Source organism: Congregibacter sp. (genome assembly GCF_045107095.1).
Taxonomy (GTDB): domain Bacteria; phylum Pseudomonadota; class Gammaproteobacteria; order Pseudomonadales; family Halieaceae; genus Congregibacter.
In genome coordinates this window covers 16,529-27,360 of the sequence record NZ_JBGCFU010000073.1, presented here as the reverse complement: position 1 = coordinate 27,360, position 10,832 = coordinate 16,529, and the positions used below count along the sequence as shown (strand labels likewise).

The following is a 10,832-nucleotide window of genomic DNA, read 5'->3' as shown; positions in this document are numbered from 1 at the left end:
TAAGGGTGCCTATGGACTGGTTGAAGCTCTAAATTTGTTGCGCTGTCGTGTCCAGGGGCATCGGGATGGCTATGGTTTTGCACAGCCCGAAAACGGCGAAGAAGATCTTTATCTAAGTGCGCGGCATATGCGCAGCTTGTTCGATGGCGACACCGTGCTTGTTGCTGTTACCGGTGTTGATTCTCGCGGACGCTCCGAAGGTAAGGTCGTCGAAGTGCTGGAGCGGGGTGTTAGCCGTGTTGTCGGACGCTATCAGGAAGAAAGCGGTATAGGGGTCGTAATACCCGATAACGCGCGCATCCATCAGGAGATTCTCATTCCTCCGAAACTTAAAGGTGACGCGCAAAATGGACAGATTGTTACCGCAGAGATTACGCACTATCCAGAGAACCGTTTAGGTGCAAAGGGCAAAATCGTGGAGGTCCTTGGTGAGCATCTGGATCCAGGTCTCGAGATCGACATTGCGATACGTTCCCACGCGATTCCCTATGAGTGGCCGGACGCAGTGCTCGATGAAGCTGCCGCGCTGAGTGAAGAGCCCGAAGAGGAAGATAAGAAACACCGAATAGACCTGCGTAACAAGCCTTTTGTCACTATTGATGGTGAAGATGCGCGAGACTTTGATGACGCTGTTTACTGCGAAAAACGCCGTTTGGGCGGCTGGCGCCTTTGGGTCGCTATCGCCGATGTCTCTCACTATGTGGGCGTGACGAGCGCACTGGACAAAGAAGCCATTGAGCGCGGCAATTCTGTGTATTTTCCAGAGCGCGTGGTGCCGATGCTGCCAGAAGTCTTGTCCAATGGATTGTGCTCTCTAAAGCCGCAAGTCGATCGTCTTGCTCTGGCAGTTGAAATGGAGATTACCAATACTGGGGAGCTCAAGCAGTTTCGTTTTTGCGAGGCAGTCATTCACTCCCATGCCAGACTCACCTATACCCAGGTGGCAGAGGTTTTGGAGGCTGGCTCCAGCGGCGCGGTGCCTGACAAGTTAGTGCGCCACCTTGAGCAATTGCACGCACTTTATAAGGTGCTGAGACAGGCGCGAGAAGAACGGGGAGCCATTGATTTTGAAACCGTCGAAACCCGCATCATTTTTAATGACGAGCGGAAAATCGATGCCATTGTGCCTGTGCAGCGTAATGACGCGCATAAGCTGATCGAGGAATGCATGCTCTGCGCTAACGTTGCAGCTGCGCGCTTCTTCGAACGTCATGAGCTTCCCGTGCTTTATCGTGTGCACGAAGGACCGGGTGAGCAGAAGCTGGAAAACCTTCGGGCGTTTCTGGGTGAGTTGGGATTGGGTTTGCGTGGGGGTTTAAAACCTACGCCCGAGGATTATCAGTTGCTCATTGAGCAAATCGCTACGCGCGATGATGCGAGTATTGTCCAAACCATGTTGCTCCGTTCATTGAGCCAGGCTGTTTACCAGGCAGAGAATCTTGGGCACTTCGGTCTTAACTATCCCGGTTATGCGCATTTCACATCGCCCATTCGTCGTTATCCGGACTTATTGGTGCACCGTGCGATCCGCAGTGTTATCCGCTCGAAAGAGCGCAGTAAGCTTGTACAGCGCGTGCGGGGTGCGTCGGAGTTAAACAAGACGCAGATTTATCCCTATGACGACGCGGTGATGGCCGCCTTTGGTACGCGATGTTCCCTCACCGAGCGGAGGGCCGACGAAGCCACGCGAGAAGTACAGTCCTGGCTTAAATGTGAATACCTTCGCGAGCACGTGGGTACCGAATTTGACGGTGTGGTTAGCGCGGTAACCAACTTTGGCCTGTTTGTAGAGTTGAACGACCTTTACATCGAAGGACTGGTACACGTTACATCGCTCCCCGGCGACTACTACCGTTTTGATGCGGCGCAGCAGCGACTGGTTGGTGAACGAACGGGCCGCAGTTTTCAGTTGGGAGCAGCAATCAAGGTGTTGGTGGCTGCCGTCAATTTGGATGAACGCAAGATTGATCTAGAGCCTGTCGCTCTCCCGGAATCTCGAAAACGCAAAGGTGCTGGTTCCGGGAAGGGTGCTGGTTCCGTGAAAGGTGCTGGCGGTTCATCGAAGCCATCGTCCAGGGCAGGGCAAGGTGCTGGTGCGCGCGGAAAAGGAAAACCGCCGGCAAAGTCCAAGGCGAAATCGGGTGGGCGCAATCGTGGTAGTGGTGGCAGCGGCAGCGCGTCGAAGCAGGTCCCTGGCACTAAACGCGCAAAGAGCGGCCCCAAGCGGAAGCCCAAAGGTAGGTAACGGTGGCGACAGAGTATGCTTTTGGTCTCCACGCGGTAGAAGAACTCCTGCGGAGGCAGCCGAAATCCGTAAGCCGCCTGTGGCTGCAAAAGGGCCGAGATGATGGCCGTATGCAGGCACTGCTCGTTCTCGCGTCTCACGCGGATGTACCCATTAGCCGTCTCGCGAGGGCTAAGCTCGATGAGCTGGTTTCCGGGCGGCATCAGGGCGTAGTCGCAGAGCTGGGTGAGAATACGGCGGGACAGAGCGACCTTAGATGGAGTGAGGCTCAGCTTCAGCAGGCCCTGTCGGACGATCCGCAGGCGTTGGTACTGGTGCTGGATGGCGTTACCGACCCACACAATCTGGGCGCCTGCCTGAGGAGTGCGGATGCCGCAGGTGTCACCGCTGTTGTGGTGCCCAAGGACAATGCCGCGGATATCACTGCCGTCGTTCGAAAAGTAGCCTGCGGCGCAACAGAGACGGTGCCGTTGGTACGGGTGACTAACCTCGCGCGCAGCCTGGATACCTTAAAGGCCGCCGGAGTATGGATCTATGGAACGGCCGGTGAAGCCGGACAGAGTCTGTATGCGACGCAGTTCAGCGGTCCTGTAGCGCTGGTGATGGGGGCCGAGGGCGCGGGTATGCGACGCCTTACCCGGGAGCGCTGTGACTTCTTGATGAGTCTCCCGATGGCCGGCGCAGTGAGTAGTCTCAACGTCTCCGTGGCGACCGGGGTTTGCCTGTTCGAAATACGTCGCCAAAGACTGCTTGCAGACGGCGCTGGGGGGCTGTAGACTCCGCGCCTCAAAATTTGGACGGTCAACTTTGGCCGTTTCTCCTTGTCATACGGCCTGGCAGCGTACGCGAGCCGATGACTAAAACCCGTAAGGAGCTCGTTGATGCGACACTACGAAATCGTGTTCATGGTGCATCCGGACCAGTCTGAACAGGTCCCCGGCATGATTGAACGCTACACCAATACCATTACTAAAGATGGTGGTTCTGTACACCGCTTGGAAGACTGGGGCCGTCGACAGCTGGCTTTTCCGATCTCCAAAGTTCACAAAGCTCATTACATTCTTATGAATGTCGAGGCTTCCAACGAAGCTATGGACGAGCTGACTACGACTTTCCGATATAACGACGCCGTTATCCGTAACCTCGTGATTCGTCGCGATGAGCCGGTTTTGGATGAGTCGCCGATCATGAAGGCGGAGAAAGAGAGCCGCGAGCGCAAGTCCCGCTATGAGGACCGTCAGGGTAGTGAGAAGCCTCGTCGTGAGAACGACAGTGCTTCTGACGACACCACCGAAGAAGCACCAGCTGCAGAAGCTGAAGCTTAAGGCGCGAATCTAAAAGGAGTAGTAACAGATGGCACGTTTTTTCCGTCGTCGTAAGTTTTGTCGTTTCACTGCTGAAGGCGTTAAAGAGATCGATTACAAGGATCTCGATACGCTCAAGGCTTACATTTCTGAGACTGGCAAGATTGTTCCAAGCCGTATCACAGGCACTAAGGCCAAGTATCAGCGTCAGCTCTCTACAGCTGTTAAGCGCGCTCGTTTTCTTGCTCTATTGCCTTACACCGACGGTCACCGTTGATTACCTGAGACATCGAGAACGAGTTTCCCGATGTCTCGTAGTTAACGTTGGCTAACGTGTAGTTAGTAAAGCCAGCCCGGATAAGTTCGGTCAGTGAGTAGCTAAGCGGTATGCAGGGACTTGCGCGATTTGCAATGAGTGGACGCTATCGTGCGCTATTGCTCGCGGTCGCAAGTTCTGGGAGCTTGTTGTTTGCCTGGATTGGGGCCGGCGTGGTGGCTTTGGTTACCCTGCGCAAAGGTAACCAGGAAGGGTTGTGGTTGGTGCTCTGGGCATCATTGCCTGCGCTGTTGGTAACACGAGTATCCGGCGATAGCAGCGCCTTGGCGATGTTGTTGGGTACTGCAGTGCTCGCCTTGGTATTGCGGGCATCTGTGAGTCTGGCACTCACCGCTGTTGCAAGTGCGGCTGTTGCCGTAGTGACAGGTTTGGGTTTGCTCGCTTTCGGACAGCCCATGCTTGCCGAGCTTGCGTCGCTGTTTGCGCAATTTTTTACTGCGCTGGAGGCGCAAACCCTCGAAGCCGGAGGGCAGCCTCTGAGCTTACAGCCGCCGACTCTGGGCCAGCTAGCCGGCATGATGGGTACGGCAAATGGCGCACTGAGTTTTTTGTGCCTGGCCTTGGCGCGCTACTGGCAAGCTTCCCTGTATAACCCGGGAGGGTTTGGCAGCGAGTTTAGAGAGCTGCAGCTGCCCAAGGCTCTGGTGTGGGGATTGGCAGCGGCCGCCGTTGGATTGGCGGCGACTGATTTGGCTTTTCGCAGTTGGGGGGCGGCGTTGCTGCTTCCCCTGACCATAGCGGGTTTTTCGCTGCTGCACGCGAGAGCCGGTTTTAAGGGCCAGAGCAGCTTTTGGATGGGCGGTATTTATGCCGCATGGCTGGTGTTTGACGCCGCCAAACTGGGTCTTGTCGGTCTTGTGCTGGCAGACACCATGATGAATTTTCGCGATCGATGGCAGACCGCGACGCCTGCGGTTTCAGGTCGAGACGAGGCGGCGGGGAACAACGACGCTGAGGAAGAACAGGACGTTTCCGATGACAATGATTCGGACGACCCAAAAGATTAATTCGCACTACTGAGATAGCAGTGCTCAAGAGCACTGATACAGAGGACCAAATCATGGAAATTATTTTGCTGGAAAACATCGGCAACCTCGGCGGCCTTGGTGACAAAGTCACTGTGAAAGCGGGTTATGGCCGGAACTTTCTGATTCCCCAGGGCAAAGCAGTACCGGCAACCGAGGCAAATGTTGCTGAGTTCGAAGCTCGTCGCGCAGATCTTGAGCGTGCTGCAGCTGAAGCTCTTACAGCAGCTCAGGGCCGTGCAGAGGCTTTAGCAGCGCTGGACGTGCTGACTATCGAAGCCAACGCTGGTGAAGAAGGTAAGCTGTTTGGTTCTATCGGTACACGCGACATTGCTGAGGTAGTGACCGCAGCTGGCTGTGAAGTCGACAAGTCCGAGGTACGGCTTCCAGAGGGTGCCCTTCGCGAAGTAGGCGAGTACAGCATTGCTATTCAGGTACATCCCGATGTCATGACGGACGTGTCTGTAGCCGTAGTTCCTGAGTAAGCCTGTTTAGAAAACAGTAGTACTTTGACAGTAGTACTTTGATCGTGGCGTTTCGCAGCGCGATCTTAGGTAAGAGGCGCGGCTTTCCAGCCGCGTTCGCTTTTTCCCTCTCGTAATTTGGGCTACTCTGGACAGCCCTGTGCCGGCAAGGCCCGCTGATGGCAGAAGTTAGCCCACAACGAACCCAGTCCAACCGTCCCTACGATGGTGACGTTGCCCGTATCAAGCTCCAACCTCAATCTATCGAAGCTGAGCAGTCGGTTATCGGTGGGCTCATGATCTCCCAGGATGCCTGGGATAGCGTTGCTGAAATGGTGAGCCCCGAGGACTTTTACCGTCCCGATCACCGCTTGATTTTTCGTCAGATTCGTCACCTCGCTGAGGCTGCAGAACCCGTTGATGTGGTTACTCTTGCGGATCAGTTACAGCTGAGTGGCGAGTTGGACGCTGCGGGCGGCCATGCCTACCTCTCAGAGCTCGCAGAGAACACGCCCAGTGCTTCAAATATCCGCGCTTATGCGCAGGTGGTTCGAGAGCGTTCAGCGCTGAGGCGCTTGATTGAAGCCGCTCAGGAGATTGCTGACAGCGGGTTTACCCCGCAGGGACGCAGTTCGTCGGAACTTATCGATGAAGCCGAGCGCCTCATCATGCAGATCGGAGAGCAGGGCCCGAAAGCGGGCGGCCCCCAGGAAGTGGGAGCGCTGCTCACAGAGACCGTGCAGCGCATTGAAGAACTGTGTAACAGCGGTGGCGACATTACGGGTTTGACCACCGGGTATATAGATCTCGATAAATATACCTCGGGTCTACAGAAGTCCGATTTGGTGATCGTGGCGGGGCGTCCCTCGATGGGGAAAACGGCCTTTGCTATGAACCTTGTGGAGAACGCCATTTTGGCTCAATCCGACCCGGTGCTGGTGTTCTCTATGGAAATGCCAGCGGAAGCACTGATGATGCGTTTGCTGTCGTCTATCGGCCGCATCGATCAAACGCTTGTGCGCACCGGTCGTTTGGATCAAGCCGGCTGGGAGAGCCTCTCTCACGCAGTAGGGAAGCTAAAGAACACAGGCCTGCTGATTGACGACACTCCCGCTTTAACCCCTACAGAAGTCCGCAGTCGCGCTCGACGGGTGAAGCGTGAGCACGGCAACATCGCCATGATCATGATCGATTACATGCAGCTCATGCAGGTCGCGGGTGCGTCCGAGGGCCGCACGGCGGAGATTTCAGAAATTTCACGAAGTCTCAAGGCGATTGCTAAAGAGTTCCGCTGTCCCGTTGTGGCACTTTCTCAGCTTAATCGCTCTTTGGAACAGCGGCCCAACAAGCGCCCAGTGAACTCAGACCTACGGGAGTCCGGTGCCATCGAGCAGGACGCCGATGTGATTATGTTTATCTACAGAGACGAGGTTTATAACCCTGACTCTGCTGATAAAGGCACGGCAGAAATCATTATTGGTAAGCAGCGTAACGGCCCCATCGGCACCTGTCGCCTGGCATTTTTTGGCGAATACACCCGCTTTGAAAATCTTGCTCGAGGCGCTTCGAGCGGGTACTCCGACGAATACTGATTCGTCTGAGCTAATCCATTTTTACTGATCCATTTTTGCCTGTGCGCGAACGTAGCGCGCGGCCTCCTCGTGGGTGGCGAACCAGACGTCACCCTTCGCTTTGATATGTTCGATCAATCCCTCCAGAGCTACGATACGTGATCGGTGGCCGCTAACATGGGGGTGAAGAGTGAGTAAGAAGAGAGTGCCTTCTTCCCAGGCCTTATCAAACTCATCAATCCATACCTGCATAATGTCCCGGGGGTTCATGTAGCGGTTACCCAAGGGATTCATCAGGGGGGCATCGTCGAGAATCCAGTCCACGGGCAATTCGATCAGATTTGTGGGCTCTCCATCTTGAACAAGCTCATAGGGGCGGTCGTCATGCATGAGTGAGCTTTCATAAAGAAAGCCCATCTCGCGGACAATGCTTAGCGTGGCCGGACTGTGGTTCCACGAGGGCGCACGGTAGCCTACGGGCCGCTTACCACTGATGTCTTCGATGGTGTCCATTGCTTGTGCCAGGAGTCTAGCCTCCGTCGCGGCATCAAGACTGGTGTTTCGCTCGTGAATCCAGCCGTGTACGGCTATCTCATGGTGGCCTGACTCATTGATCAAGCTCGCTTGCTCGGGCGCGATCTTCAGGCTCCAGGCGGGGAAGAAAAACGTCGAGGGAATAGCTTCGTCATCCACAAGCTTCACAATGCGCGGCAGTGCTACGCGATGACCATATTGCCCCTGGGATAGAGGCCCGATGCTGACTTCCCCCGTGCGAAGCCCCATGACTGTCTCGTTATCGACATCAAAGGACAGGAGTACTGCTACCCGTGCCTCTCCGGGCCAAACCGAGGGTGTTAAGTCCCTACCGGCGCGCACCTGATTCACAGCATCGAAAACGGTCTTGTCCGACCAGTTCCAGGGCGTGGCGGGGTCTTCTGTAGCCACGTTTGATTGTGCGTTGGCGGCCAACCCTGAAAAGCCTGAAAGACAGGCCAGGGCAACCGGTGCCAGCACTTTCTTGAGTAGGGTAGTGGAGTGGTTTAGTCGCATAAACGGCCTCTATAAATCATTGTCGGCTTTCAAGCGTTGGATCTGCTCCAGGGCTGCATCCCCTTGCAAAGCTTTCGACCGTAACTGGTTTTTGGCGGGTTCGGGCACGGTGGGAACTTCATCGCCCCCAAGCAGTGTGGCACAGCGAGATTGATAGCAGCGCTTGAACAGCGGCCAGCTGTGTGTCTCGGTGCTAGTAGCCAGCAGCTGCCAGCCACAGTCGCGCCCCGCCCAGTAAATCGCGGGATGAGACCAGCGCTTTGCTTCCGGAGGAGAACCGGCATTACAGGCCTCCAGGTAGGCTGTGCGTGGATCGGGGAGCCCTAGCGCGGGTAGGCTCTCTTCGCAGCATTTGTGCATACGATTGAGTGTTGGGAGGTACTCACTATTTTCAATGGCGAGCTTCGCGCCCTGAAGAATCTGAGCTGGGGGCACGTCCTTTAGAGAGTCCAGCCATAGTTTCTTGATCTGACGAAGCTGTTCCGCCTCGCTAAAAGCGGCGTAATACTGGTTGTGGTAGTTCAGTCGAAAAAGCGCAAAGACCTGATTGATCGCCTCGACCAGAGCTGGGTCCGGTTTTTGCCGTGAGTCACTCTGCCCAGGAGGTATCGGTGAGGTCGCTTTCGAGGCTGCTATCTCGCGTTCGACGCGCTGCGCCAGTTCCCCGCTGTCCTGCATTGTCTATCCCCGTTGATTCCTGTTGCTGTCGAGCCCATTGGAATTGTACATGCTGTTTAAAGCGATTTTGCCAGGCGTGTCCCGCGCTACCGCGTTCGCGCCAATACAGTGTGAAGTCTTCTATCTGTTGCAGAGCAAATCCTCTGGGCACCCCATGAAAACGCTCCAGCAGTTCGAGCATGTCTTCGCTCGGCTGAAAGTCCGGTGGCAAGGGCTCCCCCGTGCGCTTTGATGGTCGCGGAATTGTGGCCCCGGGAGCTACTGCTTTGCTGTGGACGTTCGTGGTGGTGGTTTTCTTTGCCGGCATTGGCGCTGGTGCGGTTTCGGCAGCTGGCTGCGACACTTTGGGTGCTCGAGTCGTCACAGCAGGCTCTTTGACGGGCGCTTCGTTGATTGCAAGCAACAGTGAGTCCTGAGCGGCGGTCTTACGATCTATGCTCAGTAGGCCCAAAGATTCCAGAGAATCACAGATACTCTGGAGCTCCTCGGGATTCCAGAACGGCAGCAGCTGAAGTAAGTAGGCTCTACTTACGTGGAGCCAGGCCAGTCCGTCGCGACGGGTTGAGGGTTGATGCAGGTATAAGCCTTTGATTTGTTGCAGCAACACCGCTTCAGCCAATCCCACAGCCGCCGCAAGCTCGGCGGAGAACACCAGTTGGGAGTCGGGGATAAGGGGGCGAGGGGCCATGCACACTTCTGCTTAAATATAGCGGCCGCACAGCATACCCAGCTTGCGTCATTAGTTGTAGCATCGCGGCTGAGTTTTCACATGGAAATCTAGATGGCTAAGGCAAAAACCGCCTTTGTGTGCAGCGACTGCGGTTCGGACTATCACAAGTGGCAGGGCCAGTGCAGCGATTGCGGAGCGTGGAACACGCTAAGCGAGATCCGTTTAGGTAGTGCTAAAAGTACAGGACGGGCTTCTGCGGGCCGAAGTCAGGGGTTTGCTGGAGAACTCGCGCCAGCGCGCGTGCTCAGTGAGATTGATGTATCTGAAGTGCAGCGCATCCCCACGGGTATGGCGGAGTTCGACCGCGTCCTGGGTGGCGGCCTGGTGCCAGGTTCAGCGATTCTGTTGGGAGGTAATCCAGGCGCGGGGAAAAGCACGTTACTTTTGCAGGCTTGCTGCGGCCTGGCCAGTCAAATGCCCGCGCTGTATGTCACGGGAGAGGAAAGCCCTCAGCAGATCGCGATGCGTGCGCAGCGCCTTTCACTCCCGCTAGATCAACTAAAACTCATGGCGGAGACCAATATCGAGTCCATTTTGACGGCTTTGGACACTCATCAGCCCAAGCTACTGGTCGTCGACTCTATTCAAGTTGTGTATAGCGAAGAGCTGAGCTCCGCTCCGGGGAGCGTGTCTCAGGTGCGCGACTGTGCCGCCACGCTGACCCGTGCCGCAAAACAGCGGGGCATCGTTTTGTTGTTGGTAGGACATGTGACCAAGGATGGGAGCCTTGCCGGTCCCAAAGTGCTTGAGCACATGATTGATTGCTCGGTGCTGCTCGAGAGCTCTGATGATCAGCGATTTCGAACTTTACGAGGCCAGAAAAATCGTTTCGGTGCGGTGAATGAGCTGGGTATTTTTGCTATGACCGAACAGGGGCTACGCGAGGTACGAAATCCCTCAGCGATTTTTTTGGAGCGCGGAGAGAAGCAATCCTCCGGCAGCGTTGTAATGGTGGTCTGGGAGGGCACCAGGCCCTTGCTGGTGGAGATACAGGCGCTGGTGGACGATAGTCCCTTGGGGAATCCCCGTCGTCTGGCCGTTGGCTTGGAGCAGAATCGTCTGGCTATGCTCTTGGCTATTCTGCATCGCCATGGTGGCCTTCAGGTGGGTGATCAGGATGTATTTGCCAATGTTGTGGGGGGCGTCCGTGTTCTTGAGACGAGCGTTGATTTAGCGTTGCTACTGGCCATCGTGTCGAGTTTCAGAGATCGGCCCTTACCCCGAGACTTGGTGGTGTTTGGAGAAGTCGGTCTGGCAGGGGAGATTCGGCCCGTGCCGTCGGGGCAGGAGCGGCTGTCGGAGGCGGCTAAACACGGTTTTGCTCGAGCAATTGTGCCTCGGGGTAACGCACCCAAGACATCTCCACCCGGTATGCAGGTGCACGCCGTAGCGACTCTGGCGGAAGCCTTGGCTCTGGACTTGTAAAAT

General features: G+C 55.9%; 11 protein-coding genes. 8 read left to right on the top strand and 3 right to left on the bottom strand.

Annotation, left to right across the window (positions count from 1 at the left end; genetic code table 11):
- From rnr to dnaB, 7 genes are all read left to right on the top strand, one after another.
- Positions 1-2,245, top strand: a 2,245-nt coding sequence (gene rnr / locus AB8B76_RS11050; RefSeq protein ID WP_405272473.1) for a ribonuclease R, incomplete at its 5' end; no start/stop codon positions are given.
- Positions 2,246-2,247: 2 nt separating this feature from the next.
- Entirely contained in the window at positions 2,248-3,021 is a 774-nt protein-coding gene (gene rlmB, locus AB8B76_RS11045) for a 23S rRNA (guanosine(2251)-2'-O)-methyltransferase RlmB (protein ID WP_405272471.1), read from the top strand.
- A gap of 105 nt (positions 3,022-3,126) precedes the next feature.
- Positions 3,127-3,570, top strand: a complete 444-nt coding sequence (rpsF, locus tag AB8B76_RS11040) for a 30S ribosomal protein S6 (RefSeq protein WP_405272469.1) — start codon at positions 3,127-3,129, stop codon at positions 3,568-3,570.
- 28 nt (positions 3,571-3,598) lie between these two features.
- Entirely contained in the window at positions 3,599-3,826 is a 228-nt protein-coding gene (rpsR, locus tag AB8B76_RS11035) for a 30S ribosomal protein S18 (protein ID WP_008292688.1), read from the top strand.
- Between the two features lie 134 nt (positions 3,827-3,960).
- On the top strand, positions 3,961-4,893 hold the full coding sequence (locus AB8B76_RS11030; protein WP_405272467.1) for a hypothetical protein: 933 nt from the start codon (positions 3,961-3,963) through the stop codon (positions 4,891-4,893).
- Between the two features lie 53 nt (positions 4,894-4,946).
- Positions 4,947-5,396: a 50S ribosomal protein L9 gene (gene rplI, locus AB8B76_RS11025; RefSeq protein WP_405272465.1), complete on the top strand. Its 450-nt coding sequence runs from the start codon at positions 4,947-4,949 to the stop codon at positions 5,394-5,396.
- 158 nt (positions 5,397-5,554) lie between these two features.
- Positions 5,555-6,967, top strand: a complete 1,413-nt coding sequence (dnaB, locus tag AB8B76_RS11020) for a replicative DNA helicase (RefSeq protein ID WP_405272463.1) — start codon at positions 5,555-5,557, stop codon at positions 6,965-6,967.
- Positions 6,968-6,988: 21 nt separating this feature from the next.
- Here the strand turns inward: dnaB and AB8B76_RS11015 are convergent, their stop codons facing one another.
- From AB8B76_RS11015 to AB8B76_RS11005, 3 genes are read right to left on the bottom strand one after another with little or no spacing between them, the layout of a single operon-like run.
- On the bottom strand, positions 6,989-7,996 hold the full coding sequence (locus AB8B76_RS11015; RefSeq protein WP_405272461.1) for a polysaccharide deacetylase: 1,008 nt from the start codon (positions 7,994-7,996) through the stop codon (positions 6,989-6,991).
- Between the two features lie 9 nt (positions 7,997-8,005).
- Entirely contained in the window at positions 8,006-8,674 is a 669-nt protein-coding gene (locus tag AB8B76_RS11010) for a replication protein P (protein WP_405272460.1), read from the bottom strand.
- Positions 8,586-9,362 (bottom strand): DnaT-like ssDNA-binding domain-containing protein, encoded by a 777-nt coding sequence (locus AB8B76_RS11005; protein ID WP_405272459.1) that lies wholly within the window; start codon positions 9,360-9,362, stop codon positions 8,586-8,588. Before AB8B76_RS11005 ends, AB8B76_RS11010 begins: the two co-directional genes overlap by 89 nt.
- 93 nt (positions 9,363-9,455) lie before the next feature.
- On the opposite strand from AB8B76_RS11005, the gene radA reads away from it, so the two are divergent.
- Positions 9,456-10,829 carry a DNA repair protein RadA gene (radA, locus tag AB8B76_RS11000; protein ID WP_405272458.1) on the top strand — a complete coding sequence of 458 codons (1,374 nt, stop codon included), beginning with the start codon at positions 9,456-9,458 and terminating at the stop codon, positions 10,827-10,829.
- The last annotated feature ends 3 nt before the right edge of the window (positions 10,830-10,832 follow it).